At 66.6% G+C, this 23476-nt stretch carries 23 protein-coding genes and 2 tRNA genes; 9 read left to right on the forward strand and 16 right to left on the reverse strand.

Annotated features, from left to right (window positions below):
- Positions 1-23 precede the first annotated feature (23 nt).
- Entirely contained in the window at positions 24-1265 is a 1242-nt protein-coding gene (locus Q0L89_RS08415; RefSeq protein ID WP_296763789.1) for an N-acetylmuramoyl-L-alanine amidase, read from the reverse strand.
- 199 nt (positions 1266-1464) lie between these two features.
- Here Q0L89_RS08415 and Q0L89_RS08420 point away from each other — a divergent pair, with 199 nt between their 5' ends.
- From Q0L89_RS08420 to Q0L89_RS08430, 3 genes are read left to right on the forward strand one after another with little or no spacing between them, the layout of a single operon-like run.
- Positions 1465-2802, forward strand: coding sequence for a M48 family metalloprotease (locus Q0L89_RS08420; RefSeq protein ID WP_296763791.1), 1338 nt, complete (start codon positions 1465-1467; stop codon positions 2800-2802).
- Positions 2803-2805: 3 nt separating this feature from the next.
- The gene (locus Q0L89_RS08425) at positions 2806-3555 is read left to right on the forward strand and encodes a DsbA family protein (RefSeq protein WP_296763793.1); all 750 of its coding nucleotides are present in this window, start codon (positions 2806-2808) and stop codon (positions 3553-3555) included.
- Complete coding sequence (locus Q0L89_RS08430) at positions 3556-4086, forward strand: glutaredoxin family protein (protein WP_296763794.1); 531 nt, start codon at positions 3556-3558, stop codon at positions 4084-4086.
- A 189-nt stretch (positions 4087-4275) separates the two neighbouring features.
- Here the strand turns inward: Q0L89_RS08430 and ispG are convergent, their stop codons facing one another.
- The 3 genes from ispG to hemA all read right to left on the reverse strand — a co-directional run bounded on the left by ispG (position 4276) and on the right by hemA (position 8031).
- Positions 4276-5406, reverse strand: coding sequence for a flavodoxin-dependent (E)-4-hydroxy-3-methylbut-2-enyl-diphosphate synthase (gene ispG, locus Q0L89_RS08435; RefSeq protein WP_296763796.1), 1131 nt, complete (start codon positions 5404-5406; stop codon positions 4276-4278).
- Between the two features lie 76 nt (positions 5407-5482).
- Positions 5483-6694, reverse strand: a complete 1212-nt coding sequence (locus Q0L89_RS08440; RefSeq protein ID WP_296763797.1) for a helix-turn-helix domain-containing protein — start codon at positions 6692-6694, stop codon at positions 5483-5485.
- 113 nt (positions 6695-6807) lie between these two features.
- Complete coding sequence (gene hemA, locus Q0L89_RS08445) at positions 6808-8031, reverse strand: 5-aminolevulinate synthase (protein WP_296763799.1); 1224 nt, start codon at positions 8029-8031, stop codon at positions 6808-6810.
- 250 nt (positions 8032-8281) lie between these two features.
- On the opposite strand from hemA, the gene Q0L89_RS08450 reads away from it, so the two are divergent.
- Together Q0L89_RS08450 and Q0L89_RS08455 are read left to right on the forward strand one after the other, a co-directional pair.
- A complete protein-coding gene (locus tag Q0L89_RS08450; RefSeq protein ID WP_296763800.1) occupies positions 8282-9655 on the forward strand; it encodes a M20/M25/M40 family metallo-hydrolase in 1374 nt (457 codons plus the stop codon).
- A complete protein-coding gene (locus Q0L89_RS08455; RefSeq protein ID WP_296763802.1) occupies positions 9652-10527 on the forward strand; it encodes an alpha/beta hydrolase in 876 nt (291 codons plus the stop codon). The genes Q0L89_RS08450 and Q0L89_RS08455 overlap by 4 nt, the downstream gene beginning before the upstream one ends.
- A gap of 199 nt (positions 10528-10726) precedes the next feature.
- Here the strand turns inward: Q0L89_RS08455 and Q0L89_RS08460 are convergent.
- Positions 10727-10803, reverse strand: a tRNA-Asp gene (locus tag Q0L89_RS08460).
- Positions 10804-10909: 106 nt separating this feature from the next.
- Here Q0L89_RS08460 and Q0L89_RS08465 point away from each other — a divergent pair.
- Complete coding sequence (locus Q0L89_RS08465) at positions 10910-12151, forward strand: leucine-rich repeat domain-containing protein (protein ID WP_296763803.1); 1242 nt, start codon at positions 10910-10912, stop codon at positions 12149-12151.
- A 224-nt stretch (positions 12152-12375) separates the two neighbouring features.
- Here Q0L89_RS08465 and Q0L89_RS08470 read toward each other — a convergent pair.
- The 10 genes from Q0L89_RS08470 to Q0L89_RS08515 all read right to left on the reverse strand — a co-directional run bounded on the left by Q0L89_RS08470 (position 12376) and on the right by Q0L89_RS08515 (position 20764).
- Positions 12376-12452 (reverse strand) — tRNA-Asp (locus Q0L89_RS08470).
- Positions 12453-12677: 225 nt separating this feature from the next.
- Positions 12678-13886 (reverse strand): c-type cytochrome, encoded by a 1209-nt coding sequence (locus tag Q0L89_RS08475; RefSeq protein WP_296763805.1) that lies wholly within the window; start codon positions 13884-13886, stop codon positions 12678-12680.
- A complete protein-coding gene (soxC, locus tag Q0L89_RS08480; protein ID WP_296763807.1) occupies positions 13870-15141 on the reverse strand; it encodes a sulfite dehydrogenase in 1272 nt (423 codons plus the stop codon). The genes Q0L89_RS08475 and soxC overlap by 17 nt, the downstream gene beginning before the upstream one ends.
- A gap of 124 nt (positions 15142-15265) precedes the next feature.
- Positions 15266-16963 carry a thiosulfohydrolase SoxB gene (soxB, locus tag Q0L89_RS08485; protein WP_296763808.1) on the reverse strand — a complete coding sequence of 566 codons (1698 nt, stop codon included), beginning with the start codon at positions 16961-16963 and terminating at the stop codon, positions 15266-15268.
- A gap of 141 nt (positions 16964-17104) precedes the next feature.
- The gene (soxA, locus tag Q0L89_RS08490) at positions 17105-17956 is read right to left on the reverse strand and encodes a sulfur oxidation c-type cytochrome SoxA (RefSeq protein ID WP_296763810.1); all 852 of its coding nucleotides are present in this window, start codon (positions 17954-17956) and stop codon (positions 17105-17107) included.
- Positions 17957-18029: 73 nt separating this feature from the next.
- The gene (soxZ, locus tag Q0L89_RS08495) at positions 18030-18359 is read right to left on the reverse strand and encodes a thiosulfate oxidation carrier complex protein SoxZ (RefSeq protein WP_296763811.1); all 330 of its coding nucleotides are present in this window, start codon (positions 18357-18359) and stop codon (positions 18030-18032) included.
- 17 nt (positions 18360-18376) lie between these two features.
- Positions 18377-18793, reverse strand: coding sequence for a thiosulfate oxidation carrier protein SoxY (gene soxY, locus Q0L89_RS08500; protein WP_296763813.1), 417 nt, complete (start codon positions 18791-18793; stop codon positions 18377-18379).
- 29 nt (positions 18794-18822) lie between these two features.
- Positions 18823-19299, reverse strand: coding sequence for a sulfur oxidation c-type cytochrome SoxX (gene soxX, locus Q0L89_RS08505; protein WP_296763814.1), 477 nt, complete (start codon positions 19297-19299; stop codon positions 18823-18825).
- 134 nt (positions 19300-19433) lie between these two features.
- Complete coding sequence (locus tag Q0L89_RS08510; protein ID WP_296763816.1) at positions 19434-19991, reverse strand: thioredoxin family protein; 558 nt, start codon at positions 19989-19991, stop codon at positions 19434-19436.
- 38 nt (positions 19992-20029) lie between these two features.
- Complete coding sequence (locus Q0L89_RS08515; RefSeq protein ID WP_296763817.1) at positions 20030-20764, reverse strand: cytochrome c biogenesis protein CcdA; 735 nt, start codon at positions 20762-20764, stop codon at positions 20030-20032.
- A 119-nt stretch (positions 20765-20883) separates the two neighbouring features.
- Here Q0L89_RS08515 and Q0L89_RS08520 point away from each other — a divergent pair, with 119 nt between their 5' ends.
- The 3 genes from Q0L89_RS08520 to Q0L89_RS08530 all read left to right on the forward strand — a co-directional run bounded on the left by Q0L89_RS08520 (position 20884) and on the right by Q0L89_RS08530 (position 22879).
- Positions 20884-21279 (forward strand): thioredoxin family protein, encoded by a 396-nt coding sequence (locus Q0L89_RS08520; protein ID WP_296763819.1) that lies wholly within the window; start codon positions 20884-20886, stop codon positions 21277-21279.
- Positions 21280-21412: 133 nt separating this feature from the next.
- Positions 21413-21778, forward strand: coding sequence for a metalloregulator ArsR/SmtB family transcription factor (locus tag Q0L89_RS08525; RefSeq protein WP_296763820.1), 366 nt, complete (start codon positions 21413-21415; stop codon positions 21776-21778).
- Positions 21779-21820: 42 nt separating this feature from the next.
- On the forward strand, positions 21821-22879 hold the full coding sequence (locus Q0L89_RS08530; RefSeq protein WP_296763822.1) for a YeeE/YedE family protein: 1059 nt from the start codon (positions 21821-21823) through the stop codon (positions 22877-22879).
- Positions 22880-23054: 175 nt separating this feature from the next.
- Here the strand turns inward: Q0L89_RS08530 and Q0L89_RS08535 are convergent.
- Positions 23055-23476: acyl-CoA dehydrogenase family protein (locus Q0L89_RS08535; RefSeq protein WP_296763823.1), on the reverse strand; the 422-nt coding region annotated here is incomplete at its 5' end.

Consider the following 23476-nt stretch of genomic DNA (forward strand, 5'->3'; position numbering starts at 1 on the left):
AGCGTCCGCCCGGCATGGCACGGTCAATCGCTCGATGCGGCCTCGTCGATCCGCCACGCATCGAGCCCGGCCCGGATACCGGCGGCCAGGCCGGCGCGCCAATCGGGGTCGCGCAGGTTTTCCATGTCGCGAAGGCTGGTCATGAATCCCATCTCGATCAGCAGCGAGGGGATGTCGGCCGCCTTGAGCACCGAGAATGCCGCCTGCCGGATCGGGTGTGCGTTGAGCGCCCCCACCGTATCGCCCATCCCCTGCACCAGGGCCTGCGCCAACCGTTCGGCGCGCGGCCGGGTTTCCTGGCGCGCGAGGTCCAGCAGGATGCCGGCGATCTGGTCGTCCTGGCCGCGCAGGTCGACCCCGGCAAGGATGTCGTCACGGTTGTGGCGCTCGGCCAGCAGGGCGCTGGCAGTGTCGCTGGCGCTGTCCGACAGCAGGTAGACCGCGGCGCCATGGGCCTGGCCCTGCGTCAGCGTATCGGCGTGAAGCGAGATGAAAACGTCCGCCGCCAGTTCGTGTGCCAGCGCGACACGCCGCTCAAGCGCGACAAAGCGGTCGTCGGTGCGCGTCATCACCACCTCGTAGCCGCCGGCGCGCCGCAATTCCTCGCGCAATTCGCGCGCGAAGGTCAGCACCAGGTTCTTTTCGCGCAACCCGTCGCGCGCGGCGCCGGGGTCGATGCCGCCATGGCCCGGGTCGAGCAGCACGCGCAAGGTATCGCCCGCCTCCGGCGCCGTTTTCCGGCCCGCCCGTGCGCTCGGGCGGGGCAGATCCCAGCGCGGGTCGTGCGGGGCGCCCGACCGCTCGGCGAACTCCTGCGCCCCGGCGCGGCGCAGCCGGGCGCGCAGCCGCGCCTTGCCGGTCTCGGGCGCGATGTTCATCACCACGCTGTCGATCACCATCGGCCCGGCCAGATCCACCACCATGCGCGACCAACCGGGCCGGAACCCGCCGAAGCGCACCGCCTGCGCGTTGTCGGCGTTGAGCATCACCGCCTCGTCGAGGCCGGTCCAGTCGACCTCGCGGAAATCCATCACCAGCCGCGCCGGGGCGGTCAAGGTGTAGGCGCGCCAGGGCACCCCCTGCGACAGCGCCAGGTCCAGCTTCAACCCGTCGCCGGTATCGGTCAGCAGCGTACCGGCCGGATCGACCCGCGCCAGCGCGCTGAACTGCACATCGCGGCTCCCCTGCGCGGCCACACCCGCCGCGGCGGCGACTGCCACCGCCAGCATGAAGGCCAGAATTGCCCCTGTCGCTGCCCTGCTCATGTCCTGCCCGTCCGTTTTCGGCCGTTGTTGCGCCCAAACTAGCGCAAGCGCCGCCGCGATGCACGCGCCATCGAGCGCGGTCCGATCACCCCCAGCCTTCACATTCGCGCAAGCTGCGCGCGGCCCCGCTTGAAGCGGGACGCGGTTTCACCCATGCTGCCCACACGGACGCGAGTGTTTGGGGTAACGGGCCGGGGCGATGCGCACAGCAACAAGGCTATGGGCCACGATCCTGGTGGCGGTGTCGCTGATCTGGACGCCCCCCGCGGCGCGGGCCGCGGTTCTGATCCGCGACGCCGCGATCGAACACGCCCTGTCGGAACTGGCCCGCCCGGTACTCAACGCCGCGGGGCTGTCGCCGGGGCGGGTGCAGGTGCTGGTGGTACGCGATTCCTCGCTCAATGCCTTCGTCGTCGACAACCGCCACATCTTCATCCACTCGGGCATGCTGCTACGCATGAAAGACGCGGAGATGCTGCAATCGGTGATCGCGCACGAGGCGGCGCATATCGCCAACGGCCATATCCTGCGGCGCGGGCTGAACGCGGGCATGGCCAACACCGTGGCGGGGCTGGGCATCGCGCTGGCCGCGGCGGTAGCGATGGCGGGCCAGCCCGAAGCGGCGGCGGGGCTTGGCGCGGGCATGTCCGGCTCGGCGTCGCGCGTGTTCATGTCGCACACCCGCGCCGAAGAAAGCGCCGCCGATGCCTCGGGCCTGCGCTACATGGCGCGCGCCGGCGTACCGCCCGGGGCTTTCGCCGACGTGATGGAGATGTTCCGCGGCCAGGAGGTGCTGAGCAGCGGGCGCCAGGACCCGTACGCACGCACGCACCCGCTGACCCGCGACCGGCTGCGCGCGATCGAGGCACGGGTCGCCGCGCTCGACCGCCAGACCGCCGCCCCCGACAGCAACGCCGATTACTGGTACGCGCGCGCGACCGGCAAGCTGTCGGCCTTCCTGCGTGCGCCCGGCTGGACGTTGCCGCGTCTCGACGACAGCCTCACCCCCGACATCGCGCTGATGCGCAAGGCGGTAGCCTATCACCGCATGCCCGATGCCGCCCGCGCCATCGCCGCCGTCGACGAGCTGGCCCGGATGCGCCCGCAGGATCCGTTCGTGCACGAATTGCGCGGCCAGATCCTGCTGGAAAGCCGCCGCACCGGCGCGGCTGTCGCGGCATACCGCCGTGCCGCCGAACTGGCCCCGGAAAACGCCATGGTTCTGGCGGGGATGGGGCGGGCGTTGCTCGCTGCGGGCCGGCCGGGTGCGGCGCTTGACGTGCTCGAACGCGCCCGTGCGCAGGATTTCCGCGACCCGCGCATGCTCCGGGATCTCGGCGGCGCTTATGCGCAACGCGACAGGCCCGGCATGGCCGCCCTGATCACCGCCGAGCGCTACGCGCTCATCGGGCGGCTGGAAGACGCCGAAATCAACGCCCGCCGCGCCGAAAACCTGTTGCCGCGCGGCTCCTCCGCTTGGCTTCGGGCACAGGATGTGGTCTCTGCTACCGAGGCCGAACTCGACAAACGGAGATAGGACATGAAAACGATTCTCGCCGCGCTCGCCGCCACAGTCATGTTGGCTGCGCCGGCCACCGCGCTGGACCTCACCGATCTCGACGATGCCGAGCGCCAGGCGCTACGCACCGAAATCCGCGCCTACCTCCTGGAAAACCCCGAGGTAATCATGGAGGCCGTCGCGGTGCTTGAACAACGCCAGACCGCCGAACAGGCGCAGGGCGACGCGCAGATGATCGCCACCAATGCCGAGGCGCTGTTCCGCGACGAAGATTCCTGGGAGGGCGGCAACCCCGATGGCGATCTGACCCTGGTCGAGTTCATGGATTACCGCTGCGGTTATTGCCGCCGGGCGGCACCCGAGGTGAACGAACTCGTCGAGGGCGACGGCGACATCCGCTTCATCGTCAAGGAATTCCCGATCCTGGGCGAGCAGTCGGTGCTGGCCTCGCGCTTCGCCATCGCGGTGCGGCAACTCGAAGGCGACGCGGCCTACAAGCAGGCGCACGATGCCCTGATCGCCTTCCGCGGCGAGATCGGACGCGACACGCTCGCCCGCATCGCCGAAAACCTGGGCCTGGAGGCCGCCCCCCTTCTGGAGCGCATGGACAGCGACGCGGTGAGCGACGTGATCGCCCGCAACCACCAACTGGCAAACCGGCTGCAGATCACCGGAACGCCGACCTTCATCTTCGACGACCGGATGCTGCGCGGCTACGTGCCGCTGGACAAGATGCAGGAGGTCGCCGCGCAGATCCGCCAGGACGGGTAGATGCGCACCGCCATCGCCGCGCTGCTGGCGGCGGCGGTCATGGTCACCTCGGTACCGCGGGGAACGGCACAGGCACTCGATGCAACCTCGCGCGCGGTGCTGGGCGCGGAAATCCGGCGCTTGCTGTCGGCCGAGCCGGAAATCGTGGCACGGGCGCTGGCCGCACCACCGGTCGTCGCCAGCCCCTACCGCGACGAGATCGCGCGCGACCTCGACACCATCGGCGCGCTTTCGGCGCGGCTGTTCTCGCCCGACAGGCCCGGCTTCGGCCCACGCGGCGCACGGGCGGTGATCGCGCTGTTCACGCGCGCCGACTGCGCCCGCTGCGCCCGGGCCGAGGCAGAATTACGCGCGCTTGCCGAAGAAATCGGCGTGCGCGCGACGCTGTTCGACATCGACGCCGATGCCGATCTCGCCACCCGGCTGGAGCTTGACGTCGCGCCGTCCTACGTGATGGCCGACCGGATGCTGCGCGGGCACATGCCGGCCGTGGTGCTTGACCGCTACCTGCGCGAGGCGCGGGGCAACTGACGGGCACCCCCCCAGACCGGGGTACTGGCGGCACCGGCACACGTGTTTTCGGCAAGATGACGGGGCGCGCAGGCGCCGCACCGGGGGCCTCTCTCTGAAAATATCTCGGGGGGAAACGCCCGGGACGGGCGACGGGGGGCAGTGCCCCCTCTTGCCGATCACGGGTGGCGCGGCCACATCATCGCAAGGTCACTCGGCCGCCTCTGATGCGGCGTTGCCCGCCTCGATCTCGGCGGCGCGCTTTTCGACCTGTTCGACGATATGGTCGATCATCTGGTCGTTCGACAACTTGTGGCTCTGCGCCCCCGCCAGGTAGACCATTCCCGATCCAGCCCCGCCGCCGGTGAACCCGACATCGGTCAGCAGCGCCTCGCCGGGGCCGTTGACGACGCAGCCGATGATGCTCAGGCTCATCGGCGTCCTGATGTGTTCCAGCCGCTTTTCAAGGGTCTCCACCGTCCCGATCACGTCGAAGCCCTGCCGCGCGCAGGACGGGCACGAGATGATGTTCACGCCCCGGTGGCGCAGCCCGAGCGCCTTGAGTATCTCGTAGCCGACCTTCACCTCTTCCACCGGATCGGCCGAGAGACTCACGCGCACGGTATCGCCGATCCCCATCCACAGCAGGTTGCCGAGCCCGATGGCGCTCTTGATCGTGCCGGTTGTCAGGCCGCCGGCCTCGGTGATCCCCAGGTGAATGGGCGCGTCGGTGGCCTCGGCCAGGCCCTGGTAGGCAGCGGCGGCCATGAACACGTCCGACGCTTTCACCGAAATCTTGAACTCGTGAAAGTCGTTGTCCTCCAGGATGCGAATATGCTCCAGCCCCGACTCGATCATCGCGTCGGGGCACGGCTCGCCGTACTTTTCCAGCAGGTGGCGCTCCAGGCTGCCGGCATTCACCCCGATGCGAATCGAGCAGCCGTGATCGCGCGCCGCCGCGATGACCTCGCGCACGCGATCCGCGCTGCCGATATTTCCCGGGTTGATGCGCAGGCAGGCGGCGCCGGCCTCGGCTGCCTCTATGGCACGGCGGTAGTGGAAATGGATGTCGGCGACGATGGGCACCGGGCTTTCGCGAACGATGTCGCGCAGCGCCCGCGCGCTGGCCTCGTCGGGCACCGAGACGCGCACGATGTCGGCGCCGGCCTCGGCCGCGGCCTGCACTTGCGCGACGGTGGCGGCGACGTCGCGGGTATCGGTGTTGGTCATCGTCTGCACCGATATCGGAGCATCGCCGCCCACCGGCACCGGGCCGACATGGATCTGGCGGCTCTTGCGGCGGTCGATACTGCGCCACGGGCGCACCGGATTGAGCAACATGGAAACCCCTAAGCTTGACGGTTATCTGTCTGTCAGAGATAGAGCGCCACAGCCCGGCCCGCAACGGGGGGCGGGGTTACTCTTGCGCGGCGTCGCCGGCGCGCAACTCCGCGACCATGCGCGCAAGGTCGCGGTCCTGCGTGGGGTCGGCGGGGGTGTAGCGGGCCGTCAGGTCGTCAGCGGCCAGCGCGAGGCCGCTGGTGACGGTACCGCTTTCGCCGGCAGGGCCGTAGTGCTGCCCGGCAACGGCGAAATAGACCGCGCCCGATTCGCCCACCCGCAGGTTTGGGGGCTGTTCGTTTGCCGGCACGGTATAGCGGTCGCCGGCGTTCATGATACCCTCGTAAAGCACGGTGCCATCGGCGGCGCGCACGCGCACCCAGGCCGGGCGAACGGCGACCATCTCGACCTTCGGCGCCGGGTCTTTCACCACCTTGGGACTGGGCGTTTCCGGGGCCGGCACATCGGCAGTCTGTTCCAGGGCCGCCGCGACGGCGCGTTTCATCCGCTCCGCATCGGATGCGCCGGAGTGCAGGAAGTTGCCCCGCTCACCGGGCTCCAGCGTGGCAATGGGGGCGTCGCGGGCCACCAGAACCGGCACATCCAGCGCTTGCGGGCGGTAGAGCCGATCCAGAGCATCCTCGCGGCCCGCATCCATATCGGCCACCCCGACAGCGGGCGCCTCGCTTGCGGCCAGCGGATCGAGATCGGCCAGCACCTCGGGGCTCTTCTCGACCGGCTCGACCTGCACGCGCTGGATTTCGCGCACCACGCTCCAGCCGCCATAGCTGAGCGTTGCGATCAGCGCCAGAAGCACCGCCAAGGACCCCACCGCGCGCAACTCGATACGCCCGAGAAGAGAGTCGCCGACATGGGCGAACGGCGTCGCGCCGGCGGCAAAGGGGTCGCGATCGGCCGAAAGGGTCACCGCGGCCGGCGCCTTGCGCACCACCGACGCCTCTGCCGACATGCCATGCGCGGTGGTAAAGCCGCTTTCGGCGCAGAAAGCCTCAAAGGCCCGTTCGGGATCCATCCCCAGGTAGCGCGCGTAGGAGCGCACATATCCCGCGATGAAACCGGGCGTGTCGAATGTTGACGGGTCGGCGTTCTCGATCGCAGCGATATAGGCAGCCTTGATCCGCAATTCGCGCTGCACGTCCAGCAGCGACTTGCCCATCGTCGCGCGCTCGCCGCGCATCATGTCCCCGAGCCGCAGATCGAAGTCGTCGAACCCCTTGGGTTCGACGTTGTCCTCCTGCGCCCTGCGGGAAAACCTGCGACGAATCATGCTCGCTGCCCCATCTTGCCAAGGGTTGCGCGACGACCAGCGACGATTCGCACAATCCCGTGATTTGTGATCAGATTAACACAGCGAAAGTATTTTCACAGCCCCCTAGAGGGTTAGCCCGCGAGTTCGGCGCGATTCAGCGCACATTGCCCCCACAACTCGTCCATCGCGCGTACCAGCTTATCCATCTCGCCGGGGCCGTGCACGGGCGACGGCGTGAAGCGAAGCCGCTCGGTACCGCGCGGCACGGTGGGGAAGTTGATCGGCTGCACGTAGATTCCGTAATCCTCCAGAAGCATGTCGGACAACTGCTTGGTGTGAACCGGGTCACTCACGATCACCGGCACGATGTGGCTGCCGTGGTCGATGATCGGCAGGCCCAGCCCCTTGAGGCGCGTCTTGAGGATCTTCGCCTGCGTCTGGTGCCGGTCGCGACGCTCTTGATCGTGCTTGAGATGCGCGACGCTGGCCGCGGCACCGGCCGCCACGGCCGGTGGGATCGACGTTGTAAAGATGAATCCCGGCGCGTAAGACCTTATTGCATCACACATTTTCGCGCTGGACGCGATATAGCCGCCATGCACGCCATAGGCCTTGGCCAGGGTTCCATTGATGATGTCGATACGGTGCGCCAGACGGTCGCGTTCGGTCACGCCGCCGCCGCGGGGCCCGTACATGCCGACCGCGTGCACCTCGTCGATATAGGTCAGCGCGCCGAATTCGTCGGCCAGGTCGCAGATCGCCTCGATGGGGCCGAAATCGCCGTCCATCGAATAGACCGACTCGAACGCGATGAGCTTGGGCGCGCCCGCGGCGTCGGCTTCAAGCAGTTCGCGCAGGTGATCCACGTCGTTGTGGCGGAAGATACGCTTGGCCCCGCCGTTGCGGCGCACGCCCTCGATCATCGAGGCATGGTTGAGCGCGTCGGAATAGATGATCAGGCCGGGGAAAAGCTTGGGCAGGGTCGAAAGCGTCGCGTCGTTGGCAATATAGGCCGAGGTGAACAGCAGCGCCGATTCCTTGCCGTGCAGATCGGCAAGCTCGGCTTCGAGTTGCTTGTGGTAGATGGTCGTCCCCGAGATGTTGCGCGTGCCGCCCGACCCGGCGCCGGTGGACTCGAGCGCGCCGTGCATGGCCTCCAGAACGACCGGGTGCTGCCCCATGCCGAGGTAATCGTTGCCGCACCACACGGTGATCTCGCGTTCGCTGCCATCGGGGTGCAGCCAGCGCGCGTGCGGGTAGCGGCCGTTCTGACGTTCGATGTCGATGAAAGTGCGGTAGCGCCCTTCCTCGTGCAGCTGGTTGATCGCCTGCTCCAGCCTCGCCGAATAGTCCATGCGCGCGTCCTTTCCTCTCTCTCCGCCGTTCTTTCTACACCAGTAGCCCCTGATGCGGAAACACCCCGCGAACGGATATATTCAATTTTCAGGGACTTTATCGCATTTTCCCCGCCGCAACAGGCTACAAATTGCCGCTGTCGCGGTCCTTGATGCATGTCAAGCTGCTGGCGGGCTGGACAGTCGCGGCGGCGCTGTTACCCTTCGCCGCAGCCAATCAGCCGCATCCAATCACCGGAAAGGACCAAAGATGTCACTCGATGACGTTCTCGCGCGAATCGATGCCGAGCTACCCAACGCCACGCAACGCCTGATGGAGCTGTTGCGCATCCCGTCCGTATCGACCGATCCGGCCTACGCGGCACAATGCGACGCCGCCGCCGATTGGCTGGTTCACGATCTGCAAGGTTTTGGCGTCACCGCCGAAAAACGCGCCACACCGGGGCATCCGATGGTGGTGGGCCATGTCGAGGGCGACGGGCCGCACGTCCTGTTTTACGGCCATTACGACGTGCAACCGGTCGACCCGCTGGACCTGTGGGATCGCGACCCGTTCGACCCCGCGGTCGAGACCACCGCGCATGGCGAGGTGATCCGCGGGCGCGGCGCCTCGGACGACAAGGGGCAGCTGATGACCTTCATCGAGGCCTGCCGCGCCTGGCAAGCCGTACATGGGCGAATGCCATGCCGGATCACCTTTTTCCTCGAGGGCGAAGAGGAGTCGGGCTCGCCTTCGCTGGTGCCGTTCATGCGCGACAATGCCGACGAGCTGAAGGCCGATATCGCGCTGATCTGCGATACCGGCCTTTACGACCACGACACGCCCTCGATCGCCACCCAACTGCGCGGCCTGCTGGCCGAGGAAGTCGTCATCACCGGCCCTGACAAGGACCTGCATTCGGGGCTCTACGGCGGGCTGGCGATGAACCCGATCCGGGTTCTGTCGCAGATCGTCACCGGCCTGCACGATGTCACCGGGCGGGTCACCCTGCCCGGCTTTTACGACGACGTGCCCGAATTGCCCGAAGAGGTACGCGCGCAGTGGCAGGGGCTGGGGTTCGACCATGCCGAATTCCTGGGCGCGGTGGGGCTGAGCGTGCCCGCGGGCGAGCAGGACCGCACGCCGCTGGAAATGCTGTGGTCGCGCCCGACCTGCGATGTCAACGGCATCTGGGGCGGCTATACCGGTGACGGGTTCAAGACCGTGCTGCCATCGCAGGCGGCGGCCAAGATCAGCTTTCGGCTGGTCGGGCAGCAGGATCCCGACAAGATACATCGCAGCTTCGTCGATTACGTCCACGCGATGCTGCCCGCCGACTGCACCGCCGAGTTTCCGAACGGCAAGGGCTCGCCCGCCAGCCAGATGTCGATCGACCACCCCGCCTTCGAGCAGGCGCGCCAGGCGCTCAGCGCCGAATGGCCCAACCAGGCGGTGTTCGCCGGCATGGGCGGGTCGATCCCGATCGCCGGCTATTTCAAGGAAATCCTCGGCATGGACGCGCTGTTGATCGGGTTCGGCAAGGACGACGACCAGATCCATTCGCCCAACGAGAAATACGACATGCGCAGCTTTCACAAGGGTACGCGAAGCTGGGCCCGCATCCTCGACGCGATCGCACAATGATCGCGGGCTTCACGAACGCGGTCGCGCGCCCGGCGGGCGGCGACGTGGCCTACAGCATCGGCGGCCCCGAGGGCGGCGCGCCGGTGCTGCTGCTGCATGGGTTTCCGCAGACTCGCGCCATGTGGGGGCACGTCGCGCCCGCCCTCGCCGCGGCGGGACATCGGGTGATCTGCGCCGATATGCGCGGCTACGGCGACAGTTGGAAACCCGACGCCATCGCCGATTACAGCTTTCGCAACATGGGCGCCGAGATGCTGGCGCTGATGCAGGGGCTGGGGTTCGCGCGCTTCGATCTTGTCGGCCACGACCGCGGTGCGCGCTGCGCGCACCGGATGGCGCTGGACGCCCCCGACCGCGTGCGCAGCCTGGCGGTGATGGATATCGTGCCCACCCACCTGCTGTTGTCGCAGCTCACCCGCCAGGTGGCCGCCGCCTATTACCACTGGTTCTTCCTGGCCCAGCCGGCGCCGTTTCCCGAAACCCTGATCGGCGCCGACCCGGATTACTACTTCGAATCCTGCCTGCTGGGCTGGGGCGCCGCGCGGCTGGCCGATTTCGACGCCGGACAGCTTGCCGCCTACCGCGCGGCGTGGCGCGACGCGGACACCATCCGCGGCATGTGCAACGACTACCGCGCCGCGCTCGGCCCCGACATGGACGACGACGCCGCCGACCACGCCGCCCGCCTCGCCTGCCCCACGCTGGCGCTTTACGGCGCCAATGGCGTCATGGCGCGCGAATACGACATGCACGCGGTCTGGGCGGCACGCTGCCACGAGCTGCACACGCAGGCCCTGCCCGGCGGGCATTTCTTTCCCGACACCGCGCCCGGCGACACCGCGGCCGCGCTGGCGGCCTTCCTCGACGCCTGATCCTTCGTCTTTCCGGAAATACTCGCAAAGCCCGCCCCACCGTTTTATGGGGCATTGCGCTGGACTGGATTCACCCCGCTGCGACCACAGGGCATGCGCGCCTGGGGGGCGGGCGGGCGCGTGCCCGTCGCAGGTGCGACGGGCGGGGGAATGCGATCAGGCGCACCATGCCGGCGCTTGCAAATCGAAGGCGGGAAAATGGCGCGGTTGACGGGGCTCGAACCCGCGACCTCCGGCGTGACAGGCCGGCACTCTAACCAGCTGAGCTACAACCGCGTGCCGTGCCTGATACGTCGGCCCGCGACGGCCGTCAATCACGAAATCGCCGGGCTTGCGCCCCCGCGCATCCCGGCCCAATCTGCGGGGCACACAAGGAGGCCCCATGAGCGACGCGCAAAAGGCTTACAAGGCCGCGGAACAGATGATCGCCGAAGCGCGGGAGCGCGGGGACGACAGGCTGGATTTCACTGGCGAGGACTTCCGCGCCCTCGACCGCCTGCCGCCCGAGATCGGCACGCTGGACCGGTTGGAGTGGCTCGACCTCGCCCGGACACAGATCGCCGACATCGCCCCGCTGAGCGGCCTCGGAAACCTGCAGACGCTTTTCCTCGCCGGGACACGGGTCGCCGATACCACCCCCCTGCAGGGCCTCGACAAACTGCAGACGCTCAACCTCCCCGGAACACAGGTCGCCGACATCACCCCACTGAAGGGCCTCGAAAACCTGCAGACGCTCAGCCTCACCGGGACACGGGTCACCGACACCTCTCCCCTGCAGGGCCTCAAAAATCTGCAGGGCCTCGACCTCGACAGGACACAGGTCGCCGACATCGCCCCCCTGCAGGGCCTCAAAAATCTGCAGGGCCTCGACCTCGACAGGACACAGGTCGCCGACCTGCGCCCGATCGCCGATCTGCTAGAGCTCGGAGACGGGCCATTGGGCGGCCTGCACTTCGCCGACACCCCCGCCGCCCGCGCCACGCCCGAGCTGACCCGCCTGTCGCAAATCGAGCACGACAAGTACCGCACCCGCGAAACCCAAGCCTATCTGAAAACCCTGCCGCCCTGGCCCGAACCGCTGCCGTGGGGGGATACCGGGAAATCCCCTGACAGCGGCGGGGGTGTTGAGGCGCGGACCGCGCAGGCGCAGATCGCCTTTCTGCTGGAACATGCCGCCGCTTCGCAGGTCTCCGCCAAAACCACCGCCAGCCAGATCCGCTTTGCGCTGCGCGATGTGCCCGCGACCGACGGCAACAAGCTGCCCCCGGTGCTGCAGACCATGCTCGACGTGGCGCAGGTGCTCGAAGGGCTGGCCACGGCCCCCATCGGCCCCGACAACCCCGAACGCGAGGCCGAACTCACCGCGCGCATCGCGGAGCTTGAGGACAAGGTCCGGACCCTGACCGCGCAACTCGCCGATGCCGAGGCCGCCCGCGAGGCCGCCGAGGCGCTGGCCGGCGCGACCGGCTTCTTGCCCAGCTTGCAGGTTGCCGCCGGCACCTCCATCGGTGAACAGGCGGGCCGACTGATCCATACCGGCATCCTGAGCGGCACGGTTTATTTTCTGGGCAGCAATCACACGTTTGTTCAGGGGCTCCTGCGGGCAATCGAGGCGTTGAAATAGGCCTGACGCCGAACGTGCCCCCCGCCCTTCTGCCCGTCGCCGTTACCCCGCGCCTGCCCCGTCGCGCGCGGCGTTAACCGGGCGCGGGGCCGGTTTCGGCACCGACGCGATACCGACGTGATACCGACGCGTTACAGAGCAGGAAAATTCGGCGATTCCAGCGCGTTAACCATCGATTCGCGTGGGGGCCGCACGGGAGGGCTTGTCGGGGGCTCAAGCAGCGGTGGCGCGGTTGACGGGGCTCGAACCCGCGACCTCCGGCGTGACAGGCCGGCACTCTAACCATCTGAGCTACAACCGCCCGCTGCGCGACGGGGCCCGGGGCCCGGTCGTGGGGGCGTGTTTAGGCGCGCGGCGCCACGCCGTCAAGCGGATGATGGCGCAAATCATCCCCCTTGCGGAGTTTTTTGGGCCCCGCGCCGCAACCGCGGCGCCGGGCCGGGCCGGGTTCAAACAAACGGGGCGCGCCGATACCCGGCGCGCCCCCGAAAGCCCTGAAAACCCGGCAAAGGCCGGCGCTTTTCACCTATTGCGAAAAGGACTTGAGGTATTCGGTCACCGCGGCGATGTCTTCGTCCTTGCGCAGCCCGGAGAAGCCCATCTTGGTGCCCTTGACGTAGTCGCGCGGGCTGGCAAGGAAGGCCGCGAGCGCCTCTTCGTCCCAGACCTGGCCCTCTTCGCCCATCTTTTCCAACGTCGATGAATAGCGGAAGCCCTCGACCGCGGCCATCTGCGCGCCCACGACGCCGTTGAGCGCCGGCCCGACGCGGTTCTGGGCGCCCTCGCCGACCATGTGGCAGGCCTTGCATTGGCGGAACACCTTTTCACCCGTGGCCACCAGCTCGGGGTCGAGCGCCGCCTCCTGGGCGGGCGCGGCGTCGTCGCCGGCGTCCTCATCGGCGGTCGCCTGCTCGTCGCTGGCGGTGTCGTCCGATTGCGTCTGGGCGGGCTGTTCGGCCGCTGCATCCTCGGCCCCGGCGGTATCTTCCTCCGGGGTCACGTCCAGCACCGCGGCGCGCATGGTGATCTCGACCTCGTCCTTGCAGTTCTCCACGCAAGGCTCTTTCGAGAAGCGCCCGTATTCCGTTTCCGGGCGGTCATCGACGATGAAGCCGTCGGCATTGGGCATCTCGACGTCGAGGAAGTTCTCGTTCGAGAGCACGAAGTCATCCTCGACGATGTAGTTCGAATAGAGGATGTAGGCGACGATCGCATAAACCTCGTCGGGGTTCAGCGTCTGCGCGTTGCCGTAGGGCATCGAGCGGTGCACATAGTCCCAGGCGGTGGACAGGTAGGGCCAATAGGAGCCGACGGTCTTGACCGGATCCTCGTCGGCCAGCGTGCCCTCGCCCCCGGCAAGCGACGGCCAGTTGCCGACACCCTCGGCGAAGTCGCCGTGGCAGACGGCGCAGTTTTCCACGAAGAGTTCCTCGCCGGTCCGCACGTCGCCCGAGCCCTCGGGCAGGCCGCGGCCGTCGGGCATCACGTTGACGTCCCAGGCGGCGACTTCCTCGGGCAGCGCCGGGCGGCCCAGCCCGAACTTGCCATCGGCGTCGGCGTCGCTGGCTTGCGCCGCCGCGATCAGCATCGAGTCGATGTTGCCCTCGGCCGGTGCCAGGGTCTTGGCAGTCTCAGGGATCGGCGTGACATTGCGGTCGGCGAAGTTGTAGGCGCCGGTCAGCATCACCGCCGCGGCAACGGAGACCGAGCCGTAAAGCTTAAGAGATTTCGACATTTTCGGCCTCCCCGTCGGACTTGACCCACCAGGTCTGGATGCAGTTGTTGTGATAGATCGAGTTCTCGCCGCGCACCTCGCGCAGCGCGTCCTTGGTCGGCTGCACGTAGCCGGTTTCGTCCATGGCACGCGATTGCAGCAGCATTTCCTCCCCCTGCCAGACGTGGTCGAGGTAGAAGCGCGTCACCGCCTTGTCCTGGGGATCGGCGGCCAGGCGTGCCTGTTTCCAGGTCTTGCCGCCATCGACGGTCACGTCCACGCGGGCGATCTTGCCATGGCCCGACCAGGCCAGCCCGGTAATCACCAGCGGCCCGTGGCCGTGGGTGATGGGCGATTGCGGCGAGGGCGAGGTGACGACCGATTTGGCGTCCATGACCCAGGTCCACTTGCGCGACGTGCCATCGGCCAGCGTGTCGGTGTACTTGCTGGTTTCCTCGCGGCTTTCGACGGCGGCGTCGGTGATCTCGATCCGGCGCAGCCACTTGACCCACATGTTGCCTTCCCAGCCCGGCACCACCAGCCGGACCGGGTAGCCGTGTTCCTTGCGCAGCGCCTCGCCGTTGGCCTTGAAGGCGACGAGCACGTCGTCCATCGCCTTTTCCAACGGGATCGAGCGGCCGTTGGAGGACGCGTCGGCGCCCTCGACATAGACCCACTTGCCCTCGGGCTTCACGCCGGCCTCCCGCAGAAGCGTCCCGAGCGGCACGCCGGAATATTCCATGTTGTGGATCATCCCGTGGGTGAACTGCGCGCCGTTCAACTGCGCGCCGGCCCATTCCATGCCCGTGTTGGCGGCGCATTCGCAGAAATGCACCTTGTTGACGCGCGGGAACCGTTCAAGATCCGCGTAGGTGAAGACCAGCGGCGTATCGACCAGCCCGTTGATCATCAGCCGGTAGTCTTCCTTGCGCAGTTCGATGGCGCCCGAATGGTGCCGTTCGAACCCGCAGCCCTGCGGCGTGATGGTGCCGTCGAGGGCATGGATCGGCGTGAAGTTGATCGAACTGATCGTGTCTGCGGTCAGCCATTCCACGTTGCGCCGCACGACATCCGACTCGAACCGGATCGGCAAGCCGTAAGGCGTTGCATCCACCCCCTCGCCCAGGCCCTGTGCCCAGGGCTGCGTTTCGGTGATCAGCGGGTCGGGGCTTGCCGCGCGCGCCATGGTGGCGCCCGCCACCGCGCCGCCGGCTGCCAGCGCCCCCTTGAGCACGGCGCGCCGCGAGGGCTTCTTGCCATTGAAGCTGACCGTCATCTTTCTTGCCTCCTGTCAGATCGTCGCATCGATTGCATGAATTCGATGGGTCCAGCGATTTCCCCCGGTCCATGGCGCGGCCTCGGTCCGGGGGTGCGGGCGGTGCCCCGCCCGCGGATGTAAATCAGGTGCCCGTCACCTTGACGTTGTCATTGGGTTCAAGCGTCACCGTGCCCTGCTTGCGGATGTGGCTCTCGACCACGTCCCAGATCGGCGGGCCCTCAGTGCCCTCGTTGACGCTTGCCCACCCCGCGACGACGTAAGAACGCGACGGATCGATCGCCTCGCCGGTGCGCAGCAGGGTCATGTCGCTGATGCGTTCGCCCTGCGGTTTCCCGATATCGATGCGATAGCCCATGCCGCCGATGCGCACCATGTCGCCGCCCTGCTGGTAATAGGGGTCGGGGTTGAACAGGTTGTCGGCGACGTCCTCCAGCACGACCTTGATGAACTCGCCGGTCATCTCGGTGCGGTAGGCCTCGGGGTAGGTCATCGAGGTGACATTGAAGATGTCCTCGCGGGTGATGTCCTGGCCGGGGATCAGGCTGGGCCCCCAACGCACGCCGGGCGACATGGCGATGTCGGCGTCGCGCTCGGAAATCAGCGCGTCGCAGATCAGGTCGTCCCAGGTACCGTTGAAGTTGCCGCGCCGGTACAGCAGGCTGTCGGTCTGGCCGATCACCTCTTCGAGTTCGGATTTGAACGGCGCACGCTGCTGGTCGATCACGGCGGCGACATCCTTGTCGGGTTCGATCACGTCCGAGAAGACCGGAATCAGCTTGTGGCGAAAGCCCATCATGCGGCCATCGCGCACGTCCAGGTCGACGCGGCTGACGAACTTGCCGTTCGAGCCGCTGGCGATCAGGATCGTGTCGCCCACCAGCACCGGCTCGGGCAGCGCGTCATGGGTGTGCCCGGTCAGGATCACGTCGATCCCGTTGACCTTGGCGGCCATCTTCTTGTCGACGTCGAAGCCGTTGTGCGACAGGCACACGACCAGTTCGGCGCCCTTGCCGCGGACCTCGTCGACGATCATCTGCATGTTCTCGTCGCGGATGCCGAAGCTGTAGTCGGGGAACATCCAGCCGGGGTTGGCGATCGGCATGTAGGGGAACGCCTGGCCGATCACGGCGATCTTGACGCCGCCGCGCTCGAAAAACTTGTAGGGCGCGAACTCGGCCGCCGGTTCGTCCCACATCTTGTCAAAGATGTTCTGGCCGAGTGCGGCGAAGGGCAGGTCATCCACGATCTCGCGCACGCGCTCTTGCCCCAGGGTGAATTCCCAGTGGAAGGTCATCGCGTCGGGCTTGAGCGCGTTCATCACGTTGACCATGTCCTGGCCTTCGGTGTGATAGCAGGTGTAACTGCCGTGCCAGGTGTCGCCGCCATCCAGCAGCAGCGCATCAGGGCGGTCGGCACGCATGGCGTTGATGACCGTCGCCATGCGGTCCAGCCCGCCGACGCGGCCGTATGCGCGCGCCAACGCGGTGAAGTCACCCGAGCTGAGCGCGTAATGCGACGGGCTGCCGTCGTCGATCCCGTACAGACGGCGGAAATCGGCGCCGGTGACGTGGGGGACCTCGCCCTTGTTGGCGCCGACGCCGATATTGATCGACGGTTCACGGAAATAGATCGGCTTCAACTGCCCATGGATGTCGGTAATGTGAATCAGCGAGACGTTGCCGAATGTGTCGAAATCCAGCAATTGATCCTGGGTCAGTTTCTGCTGCGCGGCCAGGCGTGCCCACTGGCCGAACCCCGAGGCGCCGTAAAGGGCCGAAGCCGCCATGCTGACCTGAAGAAAATCGCGGCGTGAGATCATGTCTCGAAGCTCCAAGAAGGTGATGTGTCGGGTGGCCTGCCATCCAGCCGGCGCGGCCGCCCCGGTTTCGGCTGCCGCACCGCGCGCAAGCCCGCGGGGTGCAGCCCCGGGGGCGCGAGTGGCGCCCCCGGGGAGTTCAAGTCAGTTGCGCACCGACGGCCCCTCGACCGACAGGCCATTGCCACGGCTGGCGACGTAAAGCTCCAGCGCGACGAACTCGTCGCTGCCCGGCTTGAACGTCTCGGCGCGGGTGTCGCGCACGCAGCCCTTGAAGCGCGCATGCACGGTGTTGAGCTTGGCATTCTTCATCCGGTATACCGGAAAGCCGTTGATCTGTCCCTGGCTGAGGTGGTCGGAGCGGATCCTGTTGCCGTAGTTCTGCTCGTGGCAGTTGGCGCAGCTCAGCTCCAGTTGTCCAAAGCGGGTATAGTAGATCTCCTTGCCCTCTTCCCACGTCTCGCGCACCGGGCCGTCGATGGCCACGTCCACGGGCATGCCGCGCGACTGCAGCGCGATCAGCGCCTCCATGTTGGCCATCTCGGTGCTGGTGTAGCCATAGGGCTCGGCGCCCATGTTGTTCTCGCGGCAATCGTTGATCTGCATCGCGACGGTCTGCACCTCGCCCGCGTCCTCGTCCCACTTGGGGTAGGTCGCGCGCACGCCCTCCATGCTGGACGGGTCTTCGTGGCACGAAGCGCACGACTTGCCTTCGGACCCGGCGACCTCGTTCCACTGCGCCCGACCCTCATCGACGAAGATCATGCCGGAATTGTCGAAATCGTCCATCTGCAGGGCTTGCGTTTCGTCCGCACGAAAATGCCAACCCGAAATGATCTCGGGCAGCGCACCGTCGAGATGCGCGGGCGGCTCGGTCTTGGTGGTCATCTCGATCTCGCCGTTGATCACCAGCTGGTCGTCGTCGGCGTCGGCCGACACCAGTCCGGGGACCGAGAATAGCACAGCGGCGATAGCCGTCATTGCACTGATTTTCATTGAGCTTCCTCCCTTGGGTCGCCCGGCCCCGCATCGGTGCGGGGCGCCGGGGCCTTGATCTTGTTGCGCCGTCTCAGGCGACCTTCACCGTCTTGGTGGTGGTGTAGACGTCACCGTCGTCGTCGTACCAGGTGAAGACCATGTCGCCCGCTTCGGGGATCTTTGCGTCGAACTCGAAATACGGGTTCGTGGAGATCGCGGGGAACATCTTGACGTCGATGATGCTGGTCCCGTTGAACTCGCAGGTGAAGCGATGAATGATCGAACGCGGGATGGTGTTGCCGTCGCTGTCCTTGCGCTGGCCGGATTCCATCTTGTGGCTGATCAGCGTCTTGATCGTGACCACCTCGCCGGCTTCTGCCGAGCGGGGGGCCTTGACGCGGGGTCGAACTCCAGATGCCATTTGGTATCTCCTTGTGCTTAGCCGCCGCAGCCGCCGATTGTGACTTTCACTTCCGAACTGGCGCGCGCGAAGCTGCCGTCTGCCAGCTTGGCGACGGCCACGACTTCCTGCGTGCCGGCCAGCCGGATGCGGGTCGAGGCGCTCGAACTGCCCGCCAGTTCGCCGAAGTTGAAGATCGCCACGTCCGGCGTCGGGTTGCCCATCGCCAGGACCATGATGGCGCTGGCGCCCTCGGCGCTGACCGAGATCGGAACGGTGTTGCCGTTTTCGGCGATTTCCGGCGCGGTAAGGGTCACGCCGCCCTCGGCCACGTCGGCACCTCCGGTGAAGTCAGCGATCGCGTCTTCGGATGCCGCGTTGACCCGGAAGGGAAGCACCGTCATAGCCGCTGCCCCCAGCCCAAGCGCCAGCGTGTCGCGTCTTGAGAATTCCATTTTCGTCTCCTTGCTCGTGTTGGTCTGGCTCACTCTTCCTTGAGCGTCATCAGGAAGGCGACCACGTCCTCGATCTGTTGCGCCGAAAGCAGCGGGTCCAAGGGCTCTTCGCCGGCCTTGCCGGTAAAGGCCTTGCCGGGGCGGATGTAGCCCTCGGTCTTGTAATAGGCCGGCATCACCGTGCCCGGGAACGTCTTCTTGGCGTTGGACACGATGCCGCGCAGATCCGCCTCGGCCCAGCGATCGGCCACTCCATCAAGGATGGGGCCGACCTCGCCATGGAAGGGCGCATCACTGAGCGCGCTCACCTGATGGCACGAGATGCAGTTGCCGAGTGACTTGGTCTTCATGACCTTTGCACCGTTCTCGGGGTCGCCCGGCTGCCCGGTCAGCGATTGCGTAACGCTGCCGTAGTCGTCGAATTTCACGTCCGTGGGCGCGACCGGACCGGCCAGCGCCGCCCCACCGACCAACGACGCTGCCAGAGTCAATGTCGAAAGCTTCATGTTTCCTCCCATGGCTAACGGTTCTTGGTATGGTTAGCCCGATCTACGGTAGTTCACCTCCGGCCGTTAACGCAACAACAAATTCATCTAGATGAATTTCATCGTGCGCAGGCCACCACTGCCGCGATGCGGCATCACTGTTCCAGCGTTCGGGCCACGAATTTCTGGAACGGCTCATCCCTTTCATATCGCTTCTCTTTCACCCAGCGAAGCATCGCCATGGTGGTGCCCTTGCCAAACGCGCCGGGCATCACTGCCACGGCCGCCTCGGCCGCGCTCTGCCCCTCTTCAACGGTTTCGGGAAAGAACATGAAGGTCGGCGTGAACATCAGCGCCCACTTCCGCACCATCTTTTTCTCGGGCAGGGATTCGCCATCAAAATCGGTCACCTCTAAATCGCCGAACATGTTCACTTGTAGCACATAGAAGTTGTCGCGGATATAGGCTTCGATCTCGGGGTCGGGGAAAACCTCCTCGTGCATCTTGCGGCAATAGATGCAGCCGCGCTGCTCGACGATGATGGCAAGGCGCTTGCCTTCGGCGTTGGCATCGGCCAGATCCTCGCGCAAGTCCATGAAGGTGGTACGCATCCACTCGGTCTTGTGCAGGCCGTCGTCGCCCATCCGCGTCTCGGCCGCCGCCGGGACAGCCAGTGCCGCCAGCACCGCGATTGCCGTGATCAGTCGTTTCATTGGTTGTCCTCCCTCAGGTTGAACCGCCCCGGCAAGGCTCAGATCGAGCTGAACGCCGGGAAGGTCTCCAACATCCAGTAAGCGATCTCGTTGACACGATTGGTCAACAGCAGGCCGGCAAACACCAGCAGCAGCAAACCCATCGCCTTTTCCACCTTGGGCAGGTGGCGCCGGAAGCGTTCCACGAAGCGCATGAACGGCTTGATGAACACCGCCGCGACCACGAAGGGCAACGTCAGCCCGACACCGAACACCAGCAGCAGCCCCAGCCCCTGCATCGCCGTTTCCTCGAAACTGGCCGTCATCACCACCGCCGTCAGAACCCCGCCGACGCAGGGCGTCCAGCCGGCGGCGAAAGCCAGCCCCACGACATAGGAGCCCAGAACCGACATGTCGGCGGTATCGCCGGCGTTGACCTGAAACTGCCGGTTGAGAAACCCGATCCGGATGATGCCGAGAAAATGCAGCCCGATCAACGCGATGATCGCCGCCGCCACGAAGCGGAATTCGTCCTGGTAGGTGCGAAACGCCTGGCTGAGCGAGAACGCCGCGGCGCCGAGCAACACGAAAACGGTTATGATGCCGGCCGAGAACATCACCGCCGACAGTACCGCGCGGCGGCGGATGTCGGGGGGCAGCTCGCCCGCCTCGTTGAGCGCGGCCATGCCCGACCCGGCCATGTAGCTGAGATAGAACGGCACGATCGGCAGGATGCAGGGCGAAAAGAAGACAACCAGCCCCCCGATGAATGCGCTCCAGAGCGATACGTCCATGACGGCCTTCCTTGAAACATTAACACATTCATATTACGTTGTGCGAAAAGTTCACGTCAATCGGCATTCCATCGATATTGCATCGGTCGGTATTCCATCGGTATTGCATCGGTATTCAAATGCGCTCACTCCCTCGCTTCCTGCGCCGTCATGGTGCCGCCCTCGTCGCGCTGCTGGCGGTGTTTGCCGCATTGCCCGGCGCGGCGCGGGCCGTCGAGCTGATCATGGTCGAACAACAGGGATGCCAGTACTGCATCGCGTGGAAGCAGGACCTGGGCCCGATCTACCCCAAGACAGATGCCGGCCAATTCGCACCGCTAAGGATGGTCGACATGGACGACGGCCTGCCCGCGGATGTCGCGTTCAAGGGGCCTGTCATCTACACCCCGACATTCATCCTGGTAGACGCGGGCCGCGAAATGGGCCGAATCGAGGGCCACCCAGGCGACGATTTCTTCTGGGCGCTGCTGGAGAGGATGCTCGCCGAAAAGACGGATTTCCCCGGTTCCGGCTGACTGCGGCGAGGTTACATCTTACTTTCGGGTCGGTTTTCGCGTTATACGCATCGTGGCATATCGGGGGGACGGTGCCAGCGGTCCGGTCGGCGCGGCCAACCGGCGCGCAGGCAGCATGAAGGGGATAGCGCGAGTGACACTTCCGCAGATCACGGACTCCCTCACCACCGAGGAGATGGACAGGATCGTGCAGAACGCAACGACGGCGTCGAACTTTCTCAAGGCGGTCAGCCACGAGGGCCGGCTGATGATCCTTTGTCACCTGATCTCGGGCGAGAAATCGGTCACAGAACTCGAAGAGCTGCTTTCGGCACGGCAGGCGGCGGTCAGCCAGCAGTTGTCGCGCCTGCGGCTCGAAGGGCTGGTGATTCCGCGGCGCGAGGGCAAGGTCATCTATTACCGATTGGCCGACGACCGCCCGAAGCGTATATTGGAACTGGTCTACGACCTGTTCTGCACCGAGCCGCCGGCGCAGCAACAGGCAACGGGGGAAAGCTGACCGCGTGGCCCGCACCACAGGCCGCACGGCAGGGAGAATGCGATGTACGACTGGATTGGCGATAACACGCTGGTGGCCCTGATCGGCCTGCTGAGCGGCGTGGCGCTGGGGATGGCGGCACGGCTGGGCCGGTTCTGCACCATGGGCGCGATCGAGGATCTGCTTTACGGCAACTCCGCGATTCGCATGCGCATGTGGATATTGGTCATCGGGCTGTCGGTGATCGGCGCCTTCGGGCTGATGGCGGCCGGCCTGTTTGAACCCGAGATGTCGTTCTACCTGTCGCTTCGGTGGTTCCCGCTGATGTCGGTCGTCGGCGGGCTGATGTTCGGCTACGGCATGGCGCTTTCGGGAAATTGCGGCTTCGGCCATATTGCCCGGATCGGCGGCGGTGACATCCGCTCGATGGTGATCGTGCTGGTGATGGGCGTGGCCGCCTATTTCGTCATGTCCGGGCCGCTGGCGCCGCTGCGCGCGGCGATCGTCAACGAGCAGGACGTCATCAACGAAACGCCGCCCGGTTTCGCGCACCTGATTGCCAGTGTCACCAGCCTGTCGGTGCCGATGGTCGGCCTCGGCCTCGGGGGGCTCATTACCCTGGCCGCGCTGGCGTCGCGCAGCTTCCTGGCCGAACGCGGCGCGATCTTCTGGTCGGCGGTGGTCGCAGTCGGCATCACCGCAGGCTGGGCCGGCAGCTACTGGGTCGCCACGAGCGGTTTCGCGGCGATGCCGGTGGTGTCGCACAGTTTCTCGGCCCCGGTGGGCGAGTCGTTGCTTTACGTGATGACCGGCTCGGCGCGGGCGCCATCCTTCGCGGTGGGATCGGTCGCGGGCGTGGCCCTGGGCGGCTTCCTGGGTTCGCTGATCAAGGGGCATTTCCGCTGGGAGGCGTGCGAAGACCCGCGCGAGTTGCGCCGCCAGTTGACCGGTGCCGCGCTGATGGGGGTGGGCGCGGTGTTGGCCCTGGGCTGCTCCATCGGCCAGGGCGTGACGGCGTTCTCGGTGCTGGCCTTCTCGGCGCCGGTGACCTTCGCGGCGATCGTCGCTGGCGCCGCGCTCGGGCTGCGCCAGTTGATCGAGGGCTTTCAGCCGGCAGAGTAACCGCTACGGTTGTCCCGTACCGATCTTGCGGCCCCGGACGGATCGCCACCGGCGGCGCGTGATCCTTGATCCGGTGCGCCGATCGGCAGTTGGGTTGCGCCACGGCGCGTCAAGACGCCGATCCGCGAGCAGTCGGGCCATGTCCGACCGCGCCCGGGGGGCGCGCGCGGCCGGTTCAGACCTTCATCTGCGTGTACTTCTTCAGTTCCGTCCGCGCGATCTGGCGGCGGTGCACCGCATCGGGCCCGTCGGCCAGGCGCAAGGTGCGCACATGGGTCCATTTCTGCGCCAGCGAGGTATCCTGGCTGATCCCCTGCCCGCCGAACATCTGCACCGCCTCGTCGATCACCTTGAGCGCGACGCGCGGTGCGACGACCTTGATCTGGCTGATCCACGGGGCGGCGGCGCGGGCATCGCCCTGATCCATCATCCAGGCGGCTTTCAGGCACAGCAGGCGGGCCTGCTCGATCTCCATCCGGCATTCGGCGATGATGTCGTAATTCGCGCCCAACTGCGCCAGAGGCTTGCCGAACGCCTCGCGCGCGAGGCTGCGCGTGCACATCATCTCCAGTGCCGCCTCGGCCTGTCCGATGGCGC

Origin of the sequence: Sediminimonas sp. (assembly GCF_024637375.1) — a bacterium.
In the GTDB taxonomy this organism is placed as follows: domain Bacteria; phylum Pseudomonadota; class Alphaproteobacteria; order Rhodobacterales; family Rhodobacteraceae; genus Sediminimonas.

What these genes read in the sequence shown, in the direction of transcription:
- Q0L89_RS08415 (WP_296763789.1), bottom strand. Translation starts at nt 1,265, where the DNA reads ATGAGCAGGGCAGCGACAGGGGCAATTCTGGCCTTCATGCTGGCGGTG.
- Q0L89_RS08420 (WP_296763791.1), top strand. Translation starts at nt 1,465, where the DNA reads ATGCGCACAGCAACAAGGCTATGGGCCACGATCCTGGTGGCGGTGTCG.
- Q0L89_RS08425 (WP_296763793.1), top strand. Translation starts at nt 2,806, where the DNA reads ATGAAAACGATTCTCGCCGCGCTCGCCGCCACAGTCATGTTGGCTGCG.
- Q0L89_RS08430 (WP_296763794.1), top strand. Translation starts at nt 3,556, where the DNA reads ATGCGCACCGCCATCGCCGCGCTGCTGGCGGCGGCGGTCATGGTCACC.
- ispG (WP_296763796.1), bottom strand. Translation starts at nt 5,406, where the DNA reads ATGTTGCTCAATCCGGTGCGCCCGTGGCGCAGTATCGACCGCCGCAAG.
- Q0L89_RS08440 (WP_296763797.1), bottom strand. Translation starts at nt 6,694, where the DNA reads ATGATTCGTCGCAGGTTTTCCCGCAGGGCGCAGGAGGACAACGTCGAA.
- hemA (WP_296763799.1), bottom strand. Translation starts at nt 8,031, where the DNA reads ATGGACTATTCGGCGAGGCTGGAGCAGGCGATCAACCAGCTGCACGAG.
- Q0L89_RS08450 (WP_296763800.1), top strand. Translation starts at nt 8,282, where the DNA reads ATGTCACTCGATGACGTTCTCGCGCGAATCGATGCCGAGCTACCCAAC.
- Q0L89_RS08455 (WP_296763802.1), top strand. Translation starts at nt 9,652, where the DNA reads ATGATCGCGGGCTTCACGAACGCGGTCGCGCGCCCGGCGGGCGGCGAC.
- Q0L89_RS08465 (WP_296763803.1), top strand. Translation starts at nt 10,910, where the DNA reads ATGAGCGACGCGCAAAAGGCTTACAAGGCCGCGGAACAGATGATCGCC.
- Q0L89_RS08475 (WP_296763805.1), bottom strand. Translation starts at nt 13,886, where the DNA reads ATGTCGAAATCTCTTAAGCTTTACGGCTCGGTCTCCGTTGCCGCGGCG.
- soxC (WP_296763807.1), bottom strand. Translation starts at nt 15,141, where the DNA reads ATGACGGTCAGCTTCAATGGCAAGAAGCCCTCGCGGCGCGCCGTGCTC.
- soxB (WP_296763808.1), bottom strand. Translation starts at nt 16,963, where the DNA reads ATGATCTCACGCCGCGATTTTCTTCAGGTCAGCATGGCGGCTTCGGCC.
- soxA (WP_296763810.1), bottom strand. Translation starts at nt 17,956, where the DNA reads ATGAAAATCAGTGCAATGACGGCTATCGCCGCTGTGCTATTCTCGGTC.
- soxZ (WP_296763811.1), bottom strand. Translation starts at nt 18,359, where the DNA reads ATGGCATCTGGAGTTCGACCCCGCGTCAAGGCCCCCCGCTCGGCAGAA.
- soxY (WP_296763813.1), bottom strand. Translation starts at nt 18,793, where the DNA reads ATGGAATTCTCAAGACGCGACACGCTGGCGCTTGGGCTGGGGGCAGCG.
- soxX (WP_296763814.1), bottom strand. Translation starts at nt 19,299, where the DNA reads ATGAAGCTTTCGACATTGACTCTGGCAGCGTCGTTGGTCGGTGGGGCG.
- Q0L89_RS08510 (WP_296763816.1), bottom strand. Translation starts at nt 19,991, where the DNA reads ATGAAACGACTGATCACGGCAATCGCGGTGCTGGCGGCACTGGCTGTC.
- Q0L89_RS08515 (WP_296763817.1), bottom strand. Translation starts at nt 20,764, where the DNA reads ATGGACGTATCGCTCTGGAGCGCATTCATCGGGGGGCTGGTTGTCTTC.
- Q0L89_RS08520 (WP_296763819.1), top strand. Translation starts at nt 20,884, where the DNA reads ATGCGCTCACTCCCTCGCTTCCTGCGCCGTCATGGTGCCGCCCTCGTC.
- Q0L89_RS08530 (WP_296763822.1), top strand. Translation starts at nt 21,821, where the DNA reads ATGTACGACTGGATTGGCGATAACACGCTGGTGGCCCTGATCGGCCTG.